Origin of the sequence: Salipaludibacillus sp. CUR1, from assembly GCF_021028955.1 — a bacterium.
Taxonomy (GTDB): domain Bacteria; phylum Bacillota; class Bacilli; order Bacillales; family Salisediminibacteriaceae; genus Salipaludibacillus.
This window is the reverse complement of record NZ_JAIWPE010000037.1, coordinates 39166-58916: the sequence shown is the minus strand read 5'-3', so window position 1 is coordinate 58916 and position 19751 is coordinate 39166. Positions and strand designations below refer to the sequence as shown.

Below are 19751 nucleotides of genomic sequence, written 5' to 3'. Positions count from 1 at the left end.
CTTCGCTTGTAGATTAAAGGCCTAATATGCAGTTGAATTACGGGCGGGTTTATAGTATTATTTTCCTGTGACTCCTCCCCTTCGTTTATTGATTGCCGCTGATAGCTCCAGATCACCCATCCGGCTCGGCTTTAACAAATCTGATTGGTCGTCTATTAACCCAGCAAGAGCCGTGTTGAATGTGCTGCTTCTTTTAAGCCCGTCTTTTATGGCCCCAGATTTAGTAAGCGCCTTGATTTATATTCACCATCTAATAGCAGTTTTTGCACCGTGCCTCTCAGTAAGTTGCTTCGCCCCCTCTTTTGCAGTTATCCCAACCGTGTTGTGTTACAAGCATTAATTAAAGCCGTAGCTTAAAAAAGGAGATGGTTTAATGCCTTATAAGGCCAGAGACTGGAAACATGGTATCTTTTATCATTTGATGAGCAGATCTAATTGGAAAGAGCTTATGTTCAGAGATGAAAACGATTATCGTTATTTTTACAATCTTTTAGAGTCAGCCTATAAGAAATATCCTTTCGAAGTATCCTCTTTTATCTTTATGAAAACTCATTTTCACCTCCTAATAAAATCAAATCACCTCGATTATTCCCGAATAATGCAATATATTAAAAAAAATTACTCCGATTATTTTAATAAAAAGTATCAATTAAGAGGACATTTATTCGATAAGCGGTTTATTGCTAAGCCTGCCTATAATCACAGGACCCTATTAATTATGAGCCGATATATCCACTATAACCCTATTGAAATCAACGCTGTTCGTAATCCAGAAGACTATAAGTGGAGCAGTTATCCGTTGTTTTTACAAGCTGATTTTAATACAGACCAAGACATCAATTTACCTCCTTTTATTAACTTTAGACCGTTATTAACCTCTTTTAGTGGTACTTATGAGGAAAAACGCCTTAAATATATCCAATGGTGCAATGTTACCTTGTAATTTATTTTCGTATGGTTGGTGGGTGTTACCTCTCTGTTACTACGGTAACACACACGTATCACCTACCTTTAAAACACTCCTGATTTCTTTCGTTTTCTCTTGATTTCTACCTGATACGTTGGTGGGTGTTACCTCTCTGCTACTCGGGTAACACACACGTATCACCTACCTTTAAAACACTCCTGATTTCTTTCGTTTTCTCTTGATTTCTACCTGATACTTCGGTGGGTGTTACCTCTCTGCTACTCGGGTAACACACACGTATCACCTACCTTTAAAACACTCCTGATTTCTTTCGTTTTCTCTTGATTTCTACCTGATACTTCGGTGGGTGTTACTTCTCTGTTACTATGGTAACACACACGTATCACCTACCTTTAACACTCTCCTCGTTTCTTTCGTTTTCTCTTGATTTCTACCTGATACGTTGGTGGGTGTTACCTCTCTGTTACTACGGTAACACACACGTATCACCTACCTTTAACACTCTCCTAATTTCTTTCGTTTTCTCCTGGTTTCTACCTGATACGTTGGTGGGTGTTACCTCTCTGCCACCCCGGTAACACACACGTATCACCCACCGCACCCATAGCGCACCCACTATTCTTAACACCCCCACCCCTTCCAGCAACTTCATACCAATACAAAAACGCTGTTTGCCCGGAGGCAAACAGCGTCTGTTTTGGTTGTTACATGCGGTTTTCGGAGACTTCCAGGCGGTTGATGGCACGTTTGAGTGCCAGTTCGGCGCGCTTGAAATCGACATTTTCCTTCCTGGCTTCAGCCAGACGGCGTTCGGCGCGTTCTTTAGCTGCGCGGGCGCGGGTAATATCGATATTTGATGGAAGTTCTGCCGATTCTGCGAGAATGTTCACTTCATCTGGACGGACTTCCATGAAGCCGCCGCTGACTGCGATGAGTTGAACTTTGGAATCTTTTTTGATGCGGATGGCGCCGATGGTAAGGGGCGTGACAAGAGGCAAGTGACGAGGTAAAATACCGAGTTCGCCTTCTTGTGTTTTGACGCTTACCATCTCTGTTTCTCCGCTGAATACACTGCCATCAGGAGTGACGACATTGGTTTGCATCGTCTTCATGGTTCATCCTCCTTATTAAAGGGACGATTCACCGGCTGGCCAGAGTGGTTTTATACGGGTCTGCTGCTCAAGGTGCTTACCAGTCCGGCGCGGCGCAGGGCGCCGGGGGCTGGATATGGCAGCGGACACGGGGTGCGTTCATCCGGCATGGAAGGTCCTGGCCCTGGCTGGGCATGAGACCGGGATGCCGGAGTGCGGCCCGTGATTTTTCCCGAAAAGAACGGTTCTGGCCTTTGGGAATATCGCTTCCTATTGCATTTGTTTCGCGCGTTCTACGACGTCTTCGATGCGGCCGACGAGTCGGAAGGCGTCTTCAGGGATGTCGTCGTGTTTGCCGTCAAGGATTTCGCGGAATCCTTTGATGGTTTCTTTAACAGGGACATAGGATCCTGGCTGGCCTGTGAACTGTTCGGCTACGTGGAAGTTTTGTGACAGGAAGAACTGAATGCGTCGGGCGCGGCTTACTGTCAGCTTGTCTTCTTCAGATAGTTCGTCCATACCAAGGATGGCGATGATATCCTGAAGTTCTTTATATTTCTGAAGCGTCACCTGGACTTCACGGGCAACTTCGTAATGGTCTTCACCTACGATTTCAGGTGAGAGGGCACGGGAAGTTGATGCGAGCGGGTCCACGGCCGGGTAAATACCCATTTCGGATAGTTTACGCTCCAGGTTGGTTGTTGCATCCAAGTGGGCGAATGTTGTTGCTGGTGCCGGGTCAGTATAGTCATCCGCTGGCACGTAGATGGCCTGGATGGATGTAACGGACCCTTTTTTGGTTGATGTGATTCGCTCCTGCAGCTGACCCATTTCCGTTGACAATGTCGGCTGGTAACCTACCGCGGATGGCATACGTCCTAAGAGGGCGGATACTTCCATACCTGCCTGTGTGAAACGGAAAATGTTGTCGATGAAAAGAAGTACGTCGGCACCTTTTTCATCACGGAAGTGCTCTGCCATTGTCAGTCCTGTCAGGGCAACTCGCATACGTGCTCCTGGCGGCTCGTTCATCTGACCGAATACCATGGCAGTTTTGCTGATAACGCCGGAGTCTTTCATTTCAAAGTAAAGGTCGTTCCCTTCACGGGTACGCTCCCCTACACCGGCGAATACTGAGATACCGCCGTGCTCCTGGGCGATGTTGTTGATAAGTTCCTGAATAAGTACTGTTTTACCTACACCGGCGCCTCCGAAGAGACCGATTTTACCACCTTTAACGTAAGGGGCAAGCAGGTCAACGACTTTAATGCCTGTTTCAAGAATTTCTGTCTGGGTAGACAAATCGTCATAGGCAGGTGCTTCGCGGTGAATTGGATCACGCGGCACCTCTGCCCCGATTTCTTCGTCGAGGTCAATGTTCTCGCCTAATACGTTAAATACACGGCCCAATGTGGCGTCTCCGACTGGTACGGCAATTGCTTTACCTTGGTCGATGGCTTCCATGCCGCGGACAAGTCCGTCTGTGGATGCCATGGCGATTGTACGTACGGTGTCATCGCCAAGGTGAATGGCAACTTCTAACGTAAGATCGACGTCCACTTCGCCTGCAGACTGGGCTTTGTGTTCAACCTTAATTGCGTTATAGATCTCAGGCAGCTGGCCTCGTTCGAACTGAACGTCTACGACCGGACCAGTTACTTGAGTGACGCGTCCTTTATTCATCGTCTTTCCTCCTTCTTTACAAGACCAGGCTTACCGCCAATAAAGGCGAAAGCGTTAGTCGCAGTAAACTTTCGCTAATCCGGGAAACTGTTATATGTGAAGTGAAGGCGGTTCAGCCCGGGCTGTTAGCTCTGGGCTGCTGCGCCGCCTACAATTTCGTTAATTTCCTGCGTAATTGCGGCCTGACGGGCGCGGTTATAGCTTAATGTCAAGTCGTCAATCATGTTATCCGCATTGTCTGTAGCAGAACGCATGGCGGACATTCGGGCACCGAATTCACTTGCTTTTCCGTCAAGCAAGGCACCGAAAATTAAACTTTCAGCATAGTGGGGAAGCAGCTGTTCAAGGATTGTTCCTGCATCCGGTTCATAAATGTAATCCAGATTGCCGGCCGGTTCACTTGACTCGCCGCTGTCTTCCGTATTTTCAACTTCTTCACCCAGGTCAGTTAACGGAAGCAGTTTTGCTTCGGTTACGACCTGGCTGATCGCGCTGACAAAGTGGTTATAGTGCACGTACACTTCGTCAAACAGTTCATCTTCAAACATTTCTACTGTTGTAGCTGCGATGCTTTTAATATCGGTATATTCAGGCTGGTCAGGCAGACCAGTGATCTCCTGGTAAATCGGCATGTTGCGTTTTTTGAAAAAATCGCGGCCGACTCGTCCGATTACAACAATACCGTATTCATCGGGAGAGCTGTGCCGTTTATTGATGAGGCGCATCGTTTCCCGTAATAGTCCGCTGTTATAGGCGCCGCAAAGTCCGCGGTCTGAAGTAATGACTATATAGCCGGTTTTCTTAACTTCCGGGCGGTCTTCGAGCATCGGATGGGATACCCCTTCCGTGCCTGCGGCAATGCTTGTAACAACTTCACGGATTTTATCAGTATAAGGCTGGAAAGATTCAGCTCTGTTCTGAGCTTTATTCAGCTTGGCGGCTGAAACCATTTCCATCGCCTTTGTGATTTGCTTTGTTTTTTTAGTGGAACTAATACGTGTTTTAATTTCTTTTAAAGAGGCCATCGTTCTTCACCACCTTCGTTTTGGAACTTGGAAAAAATCAGATCGTTCCGCTCTTTACTTTGACTGGAATGTTTTCTTGAACGCTTCGATCGCCTGTCTCATTGCATCATCATCAGCAAGGTTGCCTGTTTCCCTGATATGGGAGAGAAGATCCTTGTGATTGTGTTCTAAGAACGTGTGCATTTCGGACTCGAAGCGGCCGATATCTTCTACTTCAACATCGTCGAGGAAACCTTTTGTTAAAGCAAAGAGGATAAACACCTGTTTTTCAACTGCAAGCGGCTGGTGAAGGCCTTGTTTTAAAACTTCAACTGTACGTGCTCCACGGTTAAGTTTCGCCTGAGTGGAGGCGTCAAGGTCCGAACCGAACTGGGTAAATGCCTCAAGTTCACGATAGGATGCCAGGTCAAGACGCAGCGTACCGGCAACTTTCTTCATCGCTTTAATCTGGGCGGAACCACCTACACGGGATACTGACAAACCGGCGTCAACCGCTGGCCGTACACCTGAGAAGAACAGGTCGGACTGCAGGAAGATCTGCCCGTCAGTAATGGAAATAACGTTTGTAGGAATATAAGCTCCAATGTCGCCTGCCTGTGTTTCAATAAAAGGCAGGGCCGTTAAAGAACCGGCGCCTTTATCGTCACTGAGCTTGGCTGCACGTTCCAGCAAACGGGAGTGGAGGTAGAAGACGTCACCCGGGAATGCTTCACGGCCCGGCGGACGTTTTAAAAGTAAGGACAATTCACGGTAAGCTGCTGCCTGTTTAGTTAAATCATCATAAATACAGAGGACATGCTTGCCGTTGTACATGAATTCTTCTCCCATTGTAACCCCTGCATATGGTGCAAGGAACAGAAGCGGCGCAGGCTGGGAAGCACTTGCTGTAACAACAATTGTGTAATCGAGTGCTCCATGCTGGCGGAGAGTCTCCACCACTCCGGCTACCGTGGATTCTTTCTGGCCGATTGCAACATAGATACATATCATATCTTCATCTTTCTGGTTAATGATTGTATCGATGGCAATGGCTGTTTTACCCGTCTGACGGTCCCCGATAATCAGCTCACGCTGACCACGGCCGATCGGAATAAGTGAATCAATGGCTTTTAGGCCTGTTTGCACCGGTTCGTGAACCGATTTACGGTCCATAACCCCTGGTGCCGGACTTTCAATAGGACGTGTTTTGCCGGTTTCCACAGGACCCATGCCGTCAAGCGGCTGTCCGAGCGGATTTACAACGCGGCCAAGAAGTTCGTCACCTACAGGAACTTCCATGATACGGCCTGTACGGCGCACCTCGTCCCCTTCACGAATTTCTGTAAACGGTCCAAGGATAATGATCCCGACCGTATTTTCTTCTAAGTTCTGTGCCATACCCATGACACCGTTAGAAAACTCAAGCAGTTCCCCGGCCATCGCGTTTTCAAGACCGTGAGCAACTGCAATCCCGTCCCCGACACGGATGACGGTTCCTACATCGTTAACTTCAATCTCTGATTGATAGCCTTCGATCTGCTTTTTTAACAGAGAGCTGATTTCATCGGCTCTGATGCTCATTTCGTTCACCCCTATCTACTAACGTTCCCGTGTATCATGCGCGCCTGAATGCGTGCAAGCTGGTTTGCGACGCTCCCATCATAAACGGTATCTCCTATACGGACTTTTAAACCGCCGATGAGCTCTTCGTCTACGATATTTTGAATTAATAATTTGGCTTTACCTGCGCGTTTAGAAAAAACGCCTGCGACAGCAGCTTGTTCTTCGCCGTTCAATGCTTTGGCTGAATAAACCGTTGCTTCGGCAATGCCCTGTGCTTCATTTGCAAGCTGTTTATAATTATCAGTCACGGCCTGCAGTACATCCAGCCTCTTGTTATCTACCATTAAAAGTAACAGGTTCATAACAGAGGGGCTCACTTTTTCAGAAAAAGTGTTTTTCAGGATGGTTTTCTTCTGTTCATTCGTCATTTTCGGGTGTCTGAACACTTCGTCAAGAAGGTTCGTATCCTTAAAGACTTGTGACACAATCTCAAGGTCGTTCGTTGTTTCGACGAGACTTCCTTGTTCCCGCGCAAGCTCAAACAACGCGTAAGCGTAACGGTAACCTACGGGATGTCTTCTCATAGGTCTTCGCCCACTTCCTTAAGAGTGCCCTGGATGAGCTTTTCCTGCTCTTTTTCATCGAGTTCTTTCTCGATGACTTTAGACGCCACAAGTACAGACAAGGTCGAAACTTGCTCACGAAGCGCGGAGATTGCTTGTTCTTTTTCTGTATTGATTTCAGCAAGCGCGTTCTGTTTCATGCGCTCTGCTTCTTTTCTCGCATTTTCCAGCACATCTTCCGCCTGCTGGTCACTCATTTTCTTAGAGTTTTCTACGATTTCCTTAGCTTCCTGACGGGCTTCCTGAATCGCTTCCCGTTGTTCAGCCAGGAATTTTTCTGATTCTTCACGGTTTTTTTCCGCGGAAGAAATCTGGTCTGCCACATGCTGTTCACGCTTTTCCATCATGTCCATGATTGGACCGAAGGCAAACTTTTTCAAAAGCAATAAAAGTACACCAAACGCTAAAATCTGATAAATGGCATTAATCCATTCGATTTCCGTTACATCAAACAACGAATTCGCCTCCTTTTTTCAGTCATTCATACAAAAGGAATGGCGAAGAGTGTATGATTTACGTTCTCCGCCATTTTTCATTCGAGACTTGTTTCCTTACATGTTACCTAATAATAAGAAGGCAATAACGATTGCGAAGATCGGAAGGGCCTCAACCAACGGTACACCAATGAACATAACAGTTTGAAGCGGACCGCGAATCTCCGGTTGACGAGTAATCCCCTGTAATGTACTTCTCACAACGATTGCTACCCCAAATGCTCCTGCCAGAGCTGCTAACCCTGCTGTAATTGCTACTGCAATAGCGACTGCACCCATAATAAAAATCCTCCTTTAAGTATTAAAAAATATAATTTTTTTTATTAAATAAAGTACTCTTTAAATATGTGTAAAGAGTTCTTATTCACAAAAGATGTTTGTTCCCCCGATTTATGGGGAGACTGTTTAATGATCCTCGCTGACTTTGTGTGCCATGTAGACCATCGTCAGCATACAGAAAATAAAGGCCTGCAAAGAACCGATGAACACACTGAATGCCTGGAAAATCACCAGTGGAATGAAGGCTCCAAACGCCCAGAAAAGGGAAGAAGCTCCAAGCCCTACGAGCATAACCATAATCATTTCTTTCGCATAAATGTTGGCGTAAAGACGCATTCCAAGTGTTAAAGTGTTTGAGAAATCTTCAATCACTTTAAACGGAGCCATAAAAAAGGCTGGCCGGAAATAATCTTTCCCGTATTCTTTAGGCCCTTTCAGCTTCAGCCCGTAAATATGGGTGAGCACAATAACAAAGGCCGCGAGGGAAATGGTTAAGACCGGATTGGATGTAGGTGAATTCCACCACACATCGTGATTAGCTGTTGCGAGTTCAAACGGCACCCCCATCATATTGGCTACAAATACATAAAGAATAATTGTAATACCTAACATGACGAAGTTCTTTCCCTGCTTCCAGTCCATCGTACTGTGAATAATGTTCTTGACGAACTGGACCAGATACTCCAAAGCATTTTGGGCACCGGTGGGGTACATGCGGATTTTTCTGGACATAAAAAATGTTACAAAAAAGACGATGGCCATAGCAACCGTAGTCAAAATTAAATTAGGAACATTTACCGTCAGCCACGGAATACCAAACAAATCCATTTTGTAAAAATAACTATCCAATTCTTCTCACCTCTTTTCTGTATTGCAAAGAGCGGTCCCATGTGCTTAAGCCGCCGAGCCCCAAAGAAAGTCCGGGAACAAAGCCGCATAAAGGGTCACTCTTTAACTGCAAATGCTTTATGGTTGAAAATAGGCTCTATCAAGAGGATGATATAGGTCACAGCCAGTCCTATAATCACTCCTGTTAGATTTAAATACTGGGGAAACTGCTGAGCGGTAAACAGCGCAGCTACTACTATAATAATTCTTCCGAGAGTCCCGACAGAAAACCTGAATTTCCTGTCTGCCACTGATTTCCCTATACGTTTCACCTGGAAATATGTACTTAATAAATTCAAAAAGCTGAAACTCGCTCCGAAAGCCATCCCCCAGAAAAAAGCTGGTTCAGAACTGAACAAGGCTGTGAACAGAAGAATAAGGATAATGACAGCCGAGTAAATGGCGTAGCGCTTTACCAGGACTTTGATGTCGTTCATGATGAATCGTCCCCCATAAATTGGTGAACAGCCTGATAAATGCCGTAAACAGCTGTCGTGATACCGACCAGCAGTCCGATCACTATATACAGCCCGCCACCATCCAGCTGGTTATCCAGCCATCTCCCTCCGAAAACGCCAATCAAAATGGCTCCGACAAGATAAGAGGTAATCGTGGTCATTAACGCAAAAGCTTTCATTAATTGACGGTACTTTGACGGCTCAGACATCGTCCCCCACCTTGTCTTGTGAATGGGCGTTCACCCATTCGGTATTTTCGGAAAAACCCTCCCGCGAAACGAGTGGAAATTTGGTGGATATCCTTTGTAATCGTACAACAGCCAAGGATTCGTGTCAATATTACGAAAGCGGCAGGCCTTATGTGCAAACGATTTAAATTAGAGTGTAAAACGCTTACACGTAAGTTCATAAAAATTTCAAAAATTGACCTTGCGCACGATTTATATTATACATAATTCTGTTGTGAATGTCTTTGGAATTTTCAAGAAAATTAAAGTCTGAATTTTCAATAAAAAAGAGCCCTGGACAGAAGTACTAAAATACAGTTGATTTTCGAAAAATCATCGGTAAAGAAAGAAGCGAACTTATATATAGAAGCCCTCAGAGTTCTTTCAGCACGTGGAGAGTTTGGCCTGGCCAAAGTTCCTGTGCCTGATGCTGTGGTAATACTCCAGAGTGCAGGCAAGCGCAGGCCGAATAATTATTACTCAAAAAAGAACGGCCCTCACATGAGAGCCATTTTTTTGCAGGTTTGTCACCAGCCGTTGTTAATCACCTATATAAAGCATTTGTTCAATCGTATCTTCCTGACCATTCTTTTCGGCAAAAATGAGGGCTTTATATATTCCGCCTGGCACATCCTTTACTTTAATCTCTTTTTCAAACATTCCTCTGTGCAGATTTTTTTCGGCATCGAGGTAAGTTATAAATTGGAAGGTATCCGGATCATAAAGAACTACTCCCATTTCATCGGCCCCTCCAGGCAGATACACTTCGTAATGGTACGTATCGGGTTCATCCCCTTTTTCAAACATAAAAGACATTAGCCGGGGATAATCCGGTTCCTCTACGAAAAATAAATACGGGATATAAATTGTTTCTCCCCCGCTTTTTACGGAAATTCTGTCGTGGTAAATCCCTTCTTCAAACACAGCTGGAAACACATCGACAGTGACAGGCACTTCGGCTGTTTCACCCGGATCTAAATAGGTAGAAAAAGGGACTTTCCATTGAATGCCGTCCGGTACTTCAAAAGGAGGTTCTACAGTATATTTCCGCCGCTTGTCTGAAAGATTTTCTATAGTAAGAGTGACTTCTTTTTCAAGCCTGCTGTCGGTCCGCATCCATTGGCCAAAACTAATCTGGGCCGGGTAAACAAGCGTGTCGGCAGCCAAAGCTTTGTCCACCTGGAGCCTCCCTGTCCCCTGAACGTGCGGGGGATGAAGATTGCCATCCTTATCTGTTAACGGTTTGGCTGTATTCATAAGAGCGGCCTTTATTTTTTCAGGGGTCCAGTCCGGATATTTTTGCTTTAGCAGAGCCGCTGCGCCTGCGACATGAGGCGATGCCATACTTGTTCCATTTAAATCCAGATAACCGCTCGGAACGGTACTGTCAATTTGGACGCCCGGCGCGACTAAATCCGGTTTTACCTCCCACGTATGAGTTACAGGGCCCCTGGAACTGAACGGTGCAATCCGGTCTTCTTCTTCCCGGTAAATGGTCCGGATATGTTCCTCTCCGTTTTCTTCAAGCCTTTTTGCCAGACTCTCCCCCTCTTCTTTCGGAATACTGACGACAGGGAGATCAACAGGCTCTTCAAGCATCCCGGCAAATTCTCCCGGCAGGTGGTTGTACACTATTAAGGCTTTAGCTCCCTTCTTTTTAGCTATTTTAGCTTTCCTTGTAAAACTGATCAGACCACGTTTTGCGAGGACAATTTTATTGGCGACGTCGATATTTTCATAATCTTCCTCTCTTCCAAGGTCTGCGTTTATCACAGGATAAGAGCGGTTCAGCTTCCATTTATCAGCTTTCTGCATAGGCTGAACGGCTATTTCCCGTTTCCGGTCTGAATCTGTAATCAGATAAGGAATAAGCATCGGCGGTGTCGAGGCGCCTACAGAAATGGCTTTTGCTGAAGTGCCCGGCGAACCGACTGTCCACAGGCTCGGACCGCTGTTTCCGTTTGAAGTAACAGCTACGACTCCTTTTTCCACTGCTTTATCGAGAGCGATGCTGGTAGGCCAGTCAGGTCCGTTCACCGTGTTTCCAAGCGACAGGTTTATGACGTCCACCTCTTCTTCCACCGCTTTTTCAATAGATTCTATCACCTGTTCTGTCGTCCCCATTCCTGATGGGCCGAGTGAGCGATAGGCGTAAATGTCAGCTTCCGGCGCCACGCCTTTAAGCTTTCCATTGGCAGAAATAATACCGGCTACATGTGTCCCGTGAAGGGTTGGCATCCCCTGGTCTTTCTGCGTCTCCATTGGATCCTCGTCCTGATCTACCACATCAAAACCGCCTCTGTAATTATTTTTCAGGTCCGGATGGTTATAATCAACCCCTGTGTCTATGACAGCCACTTTTACTCCTTTTCCGGTGAGCTTATCGTTATCTCTTGTAAAAAGACTGTTTGTTTTTCCGCTTGTCCCCCCGATGAAAGGGACACTCTCATCAACGTAGGGCTCATAGTAAGCTAATTCGTCCACCCGGTTAACGCCTGCCATTTCAGCAATATTTTCCACCTGGTCGACAGGCAGCTGAATTGAAAACCCGTTATAAAGTGTGGGAAACAGTTTACGGATCTTCGCCCCTTCAATAGTGCTTTCAATTTTTTCAGCCAGCCTCTCCGGGTTTGAAGAGGATTCTATTATATAGACTGCCGTTTGTCCCTCAGTGGCACTGCTCGCTAAAGCTTCTTCCTCGATAGCCGGCCTTTCGGGAAAAATCACATGCCCGTCTTCTTCGGCTCCTGCAGCAAAACTGTAGGCAGGCAGACAGGCGCCAATTAAAATAAACGCAATCAGTGTACAAAGAGCACCTAATTTGTACAGATAAGAAGGTAAAAAGTATTCATCGTGCTTTTTCACAGGAGATCAACCTCTCTTTGTACTGGCTTCTGAACTATATCGTTTGCTGTGGGGAGCCATTTTATGTGTGAGAGGCCGGATAAGCTCACTCGGCAAGCGTCCACCACACACCAGGCGCCCTTAATTTACAACTTTTATTTTTCTTTATGTACAAAAACAAAAAGTGCCTGAGAAAAAACTAAAACAGGTCGTAAAAGACGAACTTGCTTTTATCCTCTTTTAGTGCCTGTCAACTTAAGTTTTATAAGTTGTTCTACAGCAATAATTATTCTAAGTTACTGATAGAAGGGGGAAATTCGCTGATTGATTTTGTTTTTCGCTGATTGAATCATTTTTTCGCTGATAGAAATCTTTTTTCGCTGATTGGACCCTCAATTTCGCCGATAGAGACGCTTTTTCGCTGATTAAATTTAAATATAACCGGCTTAACTGCTCTTATTCTTTGTAAAAGTTCATTTTCTTTATGTACAGAAACAAAAATCCGGAGAAATATCATCAGTTGATATTTCTCCGGATTTCTTTTGCAGCTATTTTTTTGTGCCAGCCTTTTTCGCCCTCTAATATAGGAAGCTGTTTGGTTTACTTAGTACCGAATAAACGGTCGCCTGCATCGCCCAGGCCAGGTACGATATAACCTTTTTCATTCAGCTTCTCATCCATTGCAGCCAGGTAAATATCTACTTCAGGATGAGCTTTCTGCATCTCTTCAACACCTTCAGGAGCGGCAACAAGGCACATAAGTTTAATATTTTTAGCGCCGCGCTTTTTCATTACATTAATTGCCTCGATAGCTGAACCGCCTGTAGCAAGCATCGGATCAACTACAATCAGTTCGCGTTCCTCTATGTCTTTAGGGAGTTTTACGTAATATTCGACCGGTTTAAGCGTATCCGGATCGCGGTATAAACCGACGTGCCCGACTTTTGCTGCCGGAATCAGTTCAAGAATACCGTCTACCATACCAAGCCCCGCTCTGAGAATGGGAATGATTCCTAATTTTTTCCCGGCAATCATATGGCATTTAGCCATCGCAACCGGCGTCTCTACGTCGACTTCCTTCAAAGGAAGTTCTCTCGTAATTTCAAACGCCATTAACCCTGCAATTTCGTTCGTCAGCTCACGAAATTCCTTCGTCCCTGTTCCTTTATTACGGATATAAGTCAGTTTGTGCTGAATAAGTGGATGATCAAAAACATATACCTTCCCCATGAAACCCCGCTCCTTTATAAAAAATTAGCTTTTCAGCCTGTTTACAGCAGTTGTTACAAGCTTTCTTTTTACACTCCTATGAAATTCTACATAATATGACTCTTACATTCAAGCTGAAAATTAATCCCAGCCGGTTATACCGGCCATCGGACATGAAAGTAGCACCTGCTTATTAGGTGAGCAGGTGCTACTTTCGGCTGCAGTTCCGGTTCGTGCCGGACACTTAAGGCCTGTTGTCTGTTGGTTCACCGGCAACTGCGCGTAAATTTATTCGCTTTCGTAAAGAGGGAACTTGCCAGTCAATTTGCTGACCGCTTCTTTCGCCTCTTTTAAAGTCGCCTCATCTTCCGTGTTTTTAAGAACACGAGCCATAATTTTTCCTACCTCTTTCAATTCCTCTTCTTTAAACCCGCGGGAAGTAACGGCCGCTGTACCGATTCTGAGGCCGCTTGTAACAAACGGGCTTTCAGGATCAAACGGAATGGTGTTTTTGTTGGTAGTAATGCCAACTTTATCAAGCGCTTCTTCCGCGATTTTTCCCGTCAGGGAGAGACTTCTTAAGTCAAGAAGAACAAGGTGGTTGTCAGTTCCGCCGGAGACAAGGTTAATGCCTTCTTCATTTAGCGATTTAGCGAGTGATGCAGCGTTTAATTTAATTTGTTTTGAATACGTGACAAAGTCATCAGAAAGGACCTCTCCTAATGCGACAGCTTTTGAAGCAATGACGTGCATCAGCGGCCCGCCCTGAAGTCCCGGAAAAATAGCTTTGTCAATTTTCTTGCCGTATTCTTCTTTGCACAGAATCATACCGCCGCGTGGTCCGCGAAGCGTTTTGTGAGTGGTAGTGGTCACAAAGTCGGCATACGGGACAGGATTCTGGTGGTGGCCTGCAGCAATAAGGCCGGCAATATGAGCCATATCAACCATTAAATAAGCATCTACTTCATCTGCAATTTCTTTGAATTTGGAAAAATCAATTTCACGAGGGTATGCGCTCGCACCGGCAACGATCATTTTCGGTTTATGCTCCAGCGCTTTAGCACGGACATCCTCGTAATTTATTCTCCCTGTTGCTTTATCAACTCCATAATCAACAAACTGATACTGTTTACCGCTGAAATTGACCGGGCTTCCGTGAGTGAGATGTCCGCCGTGGGATAAATTCATTCCGAGAACTGTATCTCCCTGGTCTAAAAACGCAAAATAAACGGCCATGTTAGCCTGCGCTCCTGAATGCGGCTGAACATTAACGTGGTCTGCACCGAATATCTTTTTCGCTCGTTCACGGGCGATGTCTTCCACTACATCCACATGTTCACACCCGCCATAATAGCGTTTGCCTGGATAACCTTCTGCATATTTGTTCGTCAATACCGATCCTTGCGCTTCCATGACTGCTTTTGAAACAAAGTTTTCAGATGCGATTAACTCAATGTTTTCCTGCTGGCGTTTTAACTCTGCGTCCATAGCTGCAAAAACTTCTGCGTCCTGTGTTCTTACGTGACTTAATTCCCGCTTATCAATCGTCGTCATTTGTCGGAACCTCCCTGAACTCATTCCACGCTGATTATCATTAGTAAGTATATACGTGTTATAGTTATCAATCTGCTCTCTATTCTATACGTTTATTCCCCCGTTGTAAAAGGGGTGACGACTTGTCAGACAAATGTATCCGTTACCAATTTAAAAAAATAGTTAATTGTCGAAAATTTGTTGGTAATTATACTTGTTTCTGGGTGTTTTTACTGGATGAGGAGTCAGACGTATTTGGAGGAATAAGGGAGCACGGGGCACCTCCTCTTTCTCCTTATTAAAAAATAAAAAGACGTTACCTGTTTTCAGGTAACGCCTGGAGAATTACTTTTGTGGAGGCGGTTGTACAGTATAAACAGCCCTCGCTCCTCCGATAAGCTTCGGGCGGGTGCGGGCCAGAGTCAGGTGCGCCTCCCCGATTTGGTTAACAGTAGTGCGGACAGGAACAGCGACTTTTTTCAAATGCATACCGATAAAAGTGTCTCCTATATCAATACCGGCGTGCGCTTTCACTTCTTCCACGGTGACCGGGTCTTCCATTTGCCTGTAAACAAACGAAGCCATTGAACCTCCGGCTTTGGCTACAGGGACGGCTGCTACTTCGTCGAGCCTCTCTGCTTCTGCCACTTTCCTTTCAAGAACAATCGCGCGGTTCAAATGTTCACAGCATTGGAAAGCAAGATTCACGCCTGTTTTTTCCTGGAACTGTTTAATTGTATGCCACAGTTCAGCAGCTACCTCTTCAGAACCGGCACTGCCGATATGCCTGCCGATTACCTCACTTGTGCTCGCTCCGATCACGAACAGCTGGCCGGCTTTAAGCTGTGCCGCTTCCTGGAATTCATCCAAAGCTTTCATCAGATCGGATCCTGTTTGTCCTGCGAATGTCTCTGCCATCAGACACCGCTCCTTCCTTATTATCCAAGTAGCCTTAAGTCCCTCGGTTTTTGAAAAAGAAAGAAAGATATCTCACCATCTCATCACTGCCGGCGGACGCTTTCTCCCCTGAATGGGGACAAGCATGGGGCTTGTCTTCAACTAATTCTGACTCAGCGAGGCATCTTCAGAATGGATTTTCAGACTGCGCTTATCCCATCGGAGTCGCTGCCTTTCGTTCTTCATCAACCTAAAATGAAGGATGTATTATCCTTCATTCTTTGTTTCGTATTCTGAAATTTTTCCTATGCGGCGCTCATGGCGGCCGCCTTCAAATTCAGTTGAAAGCCATATTTTTGCAATTTCCTGAGCTACTCCAGGCCCGACAATGCGTTCTCCCATCGCTAACACATTGGAGTCGTTGTGTTCTCTTGTTGCTTTTGCGCTGAATAAATCATGCACAAGAGCACATCGAACACCCTTCACTTTATTAGCGGAGATGGACATGCCGATCCCTGTGCCGCAAATGATAATGCCTCTGTCCGCTTCTCCGGAAGATACTTTTTCCGCAGCAGGGATGCCGTAATCTGCATAATCTACCGAGTCTGCGCAGTCGCAGCCTACATCTATCACTTCATGGCCTAATTCTTTCACTACTTTAACGATCTCTTCTTTTAACGCGTAACCTGCGTGGTCCGATCCCATTGCAATTTTCATTGTAACGACCTCCTTTATAGTTAAACAGTAAAACGTGGAACAGTTTTTTTCAAGTCATCAGCTCTATGTATCCGGCCGCCGGCGCATAGTTGCCGGCGGTTTTTAAAACCCGGGGCCGGGTATTTAGTCATTCTTATTTTCCCTGCAATTTCGCAGATTATTTACTTTGCTCTTCTTTTAAGATTTTCAGGAGTTTTTCTATCGCCTTTTCCATTTCCAGATATAACTCTTCGTATACTTCATGGCCTGACCCGAAAGGATCGGAAATATCAAGAGAAGGCATGTCCCATTGAAGACGGTCAATGGCAGCCTGGTGCGGGTGAAGCTGGTTTAGCAGCTCTTGTTCCAGATCAGACTGTTTGTTAATTTTTTTATTTTTGTTGTACTTCTCGACCTGGTTGTGGTTATCAGCTAAGAAAGACGCCCGTTTAAGTTCCAGCTGTGTCATATGATGTTCCAGATCTTTAATCTTCTGCTTGATTTCCGGATCGTCAATAATAAATTCTTTTAATGTAAAAACATTGGACACGAGCTCAGGGTACTGTTCTACCACGATCCGTTTATGGTTTTCTGTCATTGTTAATACCACGTCAGCCCAGTTGATTAATTCCTTTGACAGGGAATCTGACTGGTGGCTTTCCATAATTCCCCTTTTCGCGAGCGCGCTTTTCGAGCCTTCAGACATCGGCATACCCTCCATGCCATGAATGCCTGCTGACCGGGCTTCAAGTTTCTCATCATCTTTTTTGTGTTCAAAAATTGCCTCTGCCATCGGACTTCTGCACGTGTTTCCCGTACATACAAAAAGTATTCTTTCCATTTTATCCACCCTCTGTTTCTTAAATTGCTCTATTTTCCAATAAAAAAACCTGCTTTCAGCCAGGCACTGGGCGAAAGCTTTCCATTTCTTATAAATTAATTCCTGAAAATAAGGACGATCTTCCTATTATATATTATCATAAGCTGCCATGATTTCGCATTGTCTGACAAAATATTGGCTAAAAGACTCCTGTAATCATTTTTACCCCGAATGCAATAAGCACCAAACCGCCAATCCACTCGCCGCTTGAGCCTACTAAATGCCCTGCCTTTTTTCCGAGAATTAATCCAGCCCAGGTGAAAACGGCGCTGACGATGCCGAAGCTTCCTACAGTCAGCCATGTTTGCGCCCCCAGCATACCGAGACTTAGTCCTGCCGCAAAACTGTCCATGCTGACACTTAGCGAAAAAATAAACAGCCCTATTCCACGCGGCGAAAAAATAGGAGACTCATCTTTATTAAAGGAAGAAACAATCATCTGCAAGCCAATTATGATCAGGCCGCTTCCTCCTGTAAAAATCGCGATGACGCCTAAATACTGCGAGAGCATCTTGCCTATGACGAGCCCGCACAAAGGCATCACAATATGAAAAAATCCAACTGAGGTACCGACTGCCGCGATCCGGCGGTAACGCATGCCGAAAAGCCCCAGACCTACAGCTATAGAAAAGGCGTCCATACTTAAAGCAACAGCCATAACAGCAACAGTGACAAGTTCACCAGACACAAAATCACCCCTCGGACCAGCTATTCCAACTTATGCATGTCCGAAGGGGTTTATTATGATTATTTAACCTATTCCTTTTGGCTGATTATTTTTCCACCGGCTGCTTTCCTGAGACGGTTCATTATGGCGCCCCCAAGCTCTGTTTCCGGGAACACCTGTGCATAAATGACGTCCACTTCATTTTGATTAAAAGCCCGTAAAGAATCATACAGGCGGCGGGCTACAGCAGGCAAATCGCCTGAAGGCCCCAGCCGGATTTCCTTGTCGGCAGGCATCCCTTCATACTCATCAGTGATAAGGACACCGACCTTTTTCCCTTCCCTGCGTGCCTCCTCTGCTTTTTGGGCAAAAAAACGCCGGTCGCCGTCTACAAGAATAAGCGGTGCGTGCGGGGCGTAATGAGTATATTTCATTCCGGGCGACACAGGTGCCTGATCCTCTTCCACTAACGCCGGATCAGTCGTCACCGGGCCCGCCACTTTCTCCAAATCCTCTTTCGTTATTCCTCCAGGCCGAAGAATAACAATCTCATCGTTCGTACAATCCACTACTGTTGATTCCACCCCTACACCTGTAGGGCCGCCATCAACTACCCCGGCAATCCGGCCGTGCAGATCATCTGTCACATGAGCGGCCGTCGTTGGGCTGGGACGTCCGGAACGATTCGCACTCGGAGCTGCCACCGGCAAACCGGATGCTTTAATTATTGCTGATGCTACGGGATGATCCGGCATTCTCACAGCCACTGTAGGAAGGCCGGCCGTCACTTTATCCGACAATTCCCCGTTATGCTCTAAAACGATCGTCAACGGTCCCGGCCAAAACGCTTCAATCAGCTTGTCTGCTTGAGAAGAAACAGAACGGACATACCGGTAGAGCTGTTCTTTCTCAGCTATGTGGACAATCAACGGATTATCTGAAGGTCTTCCTTTCGCTTGAAAAATCAAGTCGATCGCTTCATCCGATTCAGCATTTCCGCCCAGCCCGTATACGGTTTCGGTAGGAAATGCGACCACTTTATTCTGCTTTATAAAACCGGCTGCTTCATGAATCTGCGGGGAATTTTCCAGATTACCCACAGACTTATCCACAATCCAGTGTCGAGTATGTTGATATGTCATAAACGTGCCTCCTTGCTCTTCATTATTTTGCTTATCATTTGAACGTATGTCAATAGCAAAGAAGCCGGCAGACACCAAAAAAATAAGTTATCCACACGATCCGGTGGATAACTTAAGTTGTACTGTTTATAACTTGTGGGTAAGACTACCTTTTATCCACAGGTTTCGAAGCTTTATACACAGGAAGGCCATTTTCCAAGTGGGTGAAGATTTCCGGAACTACTGTGATTTCCACAGGCAGGTCCTCTTTCTCCACTTTTTTAAAGCCGAGATTTTCCATCATCTCCCCTGCTTCTTTAACCATCATGTAAATTTCTTCGTTTTTTTTCTCCCAGGCGTATTGCACCGCAGTCTCCAGCATTTTTAATACAAAACTCGCTCCTACTTTTTCAGAATCAATGACGAGTGCTCTGATCAGACTTGATGTGTCTGTTACCGGCTGAAGTGCGGCTGTGGCTGCAATCGCCCCCTGTCCATCTTCAGCTACTATAAACTGTTTCCAGTCCAGAGGGACTGACCCCAGCTGCACACCTGCTTTACTAATAAAGTGCTGAATCAACAGCACGTCTTCTTCTACTGCTTCACGAATAGCAACGCTCATTGAGATCCCTTCTTTCATAACACATTTAATAGAAATCAAAAGCA

At 45.6% G+C, this 19751-nt stretch carries 20 protein-coding genes; 1 reads left to right on the top strand and 19 read right to left on the bottom strand.

Annotated features, from left to right (window positions below; translation table 11 throughout):
• Positions 1-373: 373 nt before the first annotated feature.
• Positions 374-943: a transposase gene (locus K8O68_RS08620; protein ID WP_230896497.1), complete on the top strand. Its 570-nt coding sequence runs from the start codon at positions 374-376 to the stop codon at positions 941-943.
• Between the two features lie 689 nt (positions 944-1632).
• On the opposite strand, the gene K8O68_RS08615 is transcribed toward K8O68_RS08620, so the two are convergent.
• The 19 genes from K8O68_RS08615 to K8O68_RS08525 form a co-directional block, all read right to left on the bottom strand.
• Positions 1633-2040 carry a F0F1 ATP synthase subunit epsilon gene (locus K8O68_RS08615; protein ID WP_093053087.1) on the bottom strand — a complete coding sequence of 136 codons (408 nt, stop codon included), beginning with the start codon at positions 2038-2040 and terminating at the stop codon, positions 1633-1635.
• A gap of 249 nt (positions 2041-2289) precedes the next feature.
• Complete coding sequence (gene atpD / locus K8O68_RS08610; protein WP_230896496.1) at positions 2290-3702, bottom strand: F0F1 ATP synthase subunit beta; 1413 nt, start codon at positions 3700-3702, stop codon at positions 2290-2292.
• 125 nt (positions 3703-3827) lie between these two features.
• On the bottom strand, positions 3828-4727 hold the full coding sequence (gene atpG / locus K8O68_RS08605; RefSeq protein WP_230896495.1) for an ATP synthase F1 subunit gamma: 900 nt from the start codon (positions 4725-4727) through the stop codon (positions 3828-3830).
• 54 nt (positions 4728-4781) lie between these two features.
• The gene (gene atpA / locus K8O68_RS08600; protein ID WP_230896494.1) at positions 4782-6287 is read right to left on the bottom strand and encodes a F0F1 ATP synthase subunit alpha; all 1506 of its coding nucleotides are present in this window, start codon (positions 6285-6287) and stop codon (positions 4782-4784) included.
• An 11-nt stretch (positions 6288-6298) separates the two neighbouring features.
• Positions 6299-6853, bottom strand: coding sequence for a F0F1 ATP synthase subunit delta (locus K8O68_RS08595; RefSeq protein WP_230896493.1), 555 nt, complete (start codon positions 6851-6853; stop codon positions 6299-6301).
• Positions 6850-7347: a F0F1 ATP synthase subunit B gene (gene atpF, locus K8O68_RS08590; protein WP_230896492.1), complete on the bottom strand. Its 498-nt coding sequence runs from the start codon at positions 7345-7347 to the stop codon at positions 6850-6852. Before atpF ends, K8O68_RS08595 begins: the two co-directional genes overlap by 4 nt.
• A gap of 96 nt (positions 7348-7443) precedes the next feature.
• Positions 7444-7665, bottom strand: coding sequence for a F0F1 ATP synthase subunit C (gene atpE / locus K8O68_RS08585; RefSeq protein WP_093053068.1), 222 nt, complete (start codon positions 7663-7665; stop codon positions 7444-7446).
• A 126-nt stretch (positions 7666-7791) separates the two neighbouring features.
• Positions 7792-8514 carry a F0F1 ATP synthase subunit A gene (gene atpB / locus K8O68_RS08580; protein ID WP_230896491.1) on the bottom strand — a complete coding sequence of 241 codons (723 nt, stop codon included), beginning with the start codon at positions 8512-8514 and terminating at the stop codon, positions 7792-7794.
• A gap of 95 nt (positions 8515-8609) precedes the next feature.
• A complete protein-coding gene (locus tag K8O68_RS08575; RefSeq protein ID WP_230896490.1) occupies positions 8610-8990 on the bottom strand; it encodes an ATP synthase subunit I in 381 nt (126 codons plus the stop codon).
• Positions 8987-9220 carry an AtpZ/AtpI family protein gene (locus tag K8O68_RS08570; RefSeq protein ID WP_093053062.1) on the bottom strand — a complete coding sequence of 78 codons (234 nt, stop codon included), beginning with the start codon at positions 9218-9220 and terminating at the stop codon, positions 8987-8989. The genes K8O68_RS08575 and K8O68_RS08570 overlap by 4 nt, the downstream gene beginning before the upstream one ends.
• A 558-nt stretch (positions 9221-9778) precedes the next feature.
• Complete coding sequence (locus K8O68_RS21430) at positions 9779-12103, bottom strand: S8 family serine peptidase (RefSeq protein ID WP_370640505.1); 2325 nt, start codon at positions 12101-12103, stop codon at positions 9779-9781.
• A 579-nt stretch (positions 12104-12682) separates the two neighbouring features.
• Positions 12683-13312, bottom strand: coding sequence for a uracil phosphoribosyltransferase (gene upp / locus K8O68_RS08560; RefSeq protein WP_230896489.1), 630 nt, complete (start codon positions 13310-13312; stop codon positions 12683-12685).
• Between the two features lie 267 nt (positions 13313-13579).
• Positions 13580-14845 carry a serine hydroxymethyltransferase gene (locus tag K8O68_RS08555; protein WP_230896488.1) on the bottom strand — a complete coding sequence of 422 codons (1266 nt, stop codon included), beginning with the start codon at positions 14843-14845 and terminating at the stop codon, positions 13580-13582.
• 324 nt (positions 14846-15169) lie between these two features.
• On the bottom strand, positions 15170-15742 hold the full coding sequence (locus K8O68_RS08550; RefSeq protein ID WP_230896487.1) for a TIGR01440 family protein: 573 nt from the start codon (positions 15740-15742) through the stop codon (positions 15170-15172).
• A 246-nt stretch (positions 15743-15988) separates the two neighbouring features.
• Positions 15989-16438, bottom strand: coding sequence for a ribose 5-phosphate isomerase B (gene rpiB / locus K8O68_RS08545; protein WP_230896486.1), 450 nt, complete (start codon positions 16436-16438; stop codon positions 15989-15991).
• Positions 16439-16595: 157 nt separating this feature from the next.
• Positions 16596-17258: a low molecular weight protein arginine phosphatase gene (locus K8O68_RS08540; protein ID WP_230896485.1), complete on the bottom strand. Its 663-nt coding sequence runs from the start codon at positions 17256-17258 to the stop codon at positions 16596-16598.
• Between the two features lie 178 nt (positions 17259-17436).
• The gene (locus tag K8O68_RS08535; RefSeq protein ID WP_230896484.1) at positions 17437-17985 is read right to left on the bottom strand and encodes a manganese efflux pump MntP; all 549 of its coding nucleotides are present in this window, start codon (positions 17983-17985) and stop codon (positions 17437-17439) included.
• 68 nt (positions 17986-18053) lie between these two features.
• Entirely contained in the window at positions 18054-19106 is a 1053-nt protein-coding gene (locus K8O68_RS08530; RefSeq protein WP_230896483.1) for an L-threonylcarbamoyladenylate synthase, read from the bottom strand.
• Between the two features lie 145 nt (positions 19107-19251).
• Positions 19252-19707: a GNAT family N-acetyltransferase gene (locus tag K8O68_RS08525; RefSeq protein ID WP_230896482.1), complete on the bottom strand. Its 456-nt coding sequence runs from the start codon at positions 19705-19707 to the stop codon at positions 19252-19254.
• Positions 19708-19751: the final 44 nt, after the last annotated feature.

Coding starts and splice junctions, on each gene's coding strand:
- K8O68_RS08615 (WP_093053087.1), bottom strand. CDS start 2,040: ATGAAGACGATGCAAACCAATGTCGTCACTCCTGATGGCAGTGTATTC.
- K8O68_RS08620 (WP_230896497.1), top strand. CDS start 374: ATGCCTTATAAGGCCAGAGACTGGAAACATGGTATCTTTTATCATTTG.
- K8O68_RS08525 (WP_230896482.1), bottom strand. CDS start 19,707: ATGAGCGTTGCTATTCGTGAAGCAGTAGAAGAAGACGTGCTGTTGATT.
- K8O68_RS08555 (WP_230896488.1), bottom strand. CDS start 14,845: ATGACGACGATTGATAAGCGGGAATTAAGTCACGTAAGAACACAGGAC.
- K8O68_RS08530 (WP_230896483.1), bottom strand. CDS start 19,106: ATGACATATCAACATACTCGACACTGGATTGTGGATAAGTCTGTGGGT.
- atpD (WP_230896496.1), bottom strand. CDS start 3,702: ATGAATAAAGGACGCGTCACTCAAGTAACTGGTCCGGTCGTAGACGTT.
- atpA (WP_230896494.1), bottom strand. CDS start 6,287: ATGAGCATCAGAGCCGATGAAATCAGCTCTCTGTTAAAAAAGCAGATC.
- K8O68_RS08595 (WP_230896493.1), bottom strand. CDS start 6,853: ATGAGAAGACATCCCGTAGGTTACCGTTACGCTTACGCGTTGTTTGAG.
- K8O68_RS08570 (WP_093053062.1), bottom strand. CDS start 9,220: ATGTCTGAGCCGTCAAAGTACCGTCAATTAATGAAAGCTTTTGCGTTA.
- upp (WP_230896489.1), bottom strand. CDS start 13,312: ATGGGGAAGGTATATGTTTTTGATCATCCACTTATTCAGCACAAACTG.
- K8O68_RS08575 (WP_230896490.1), bottom strand. CDS start 8,990: ATGAACGACATCAAAGTCCTGGTAAAGCGCTACGCCATTTACTCGGCT.
- atpG (WP_230896495.1), bottom strand. CDS start 4,727: ATGGCCTCTTTAAAAGAAATTAAAACACGTATTAGTTCCACTAAAAAA.
- K8O68_RS08540 (WP_230896485.1), bottom strand. CDS start 17,258: ATGGAAAGAATACTTTTTGTATGTACGGGAAACACGTGCAGAAGTCCG.
- K8O68_RS08550 (WP_230896487.1), bottom strand. CDS start 15,742: ATGGCAGAGACATTCGCAGGACAAACAGGATCCGATCTGATGAAAGCT.
- rpiB (WP_230896486.1), bottom strand. CDS start 16,438: ATGAAAATTGCAATGGGATCGGACCACGCAGGTTACGCGTTAAAAGAA.
- atpE (WP_093053068.1), bottom strand. CDS start 7,665: ATGGGTGCAGTCGCTATTGCAGTAGCAATTACAGCAGGGTTAGCAGCT.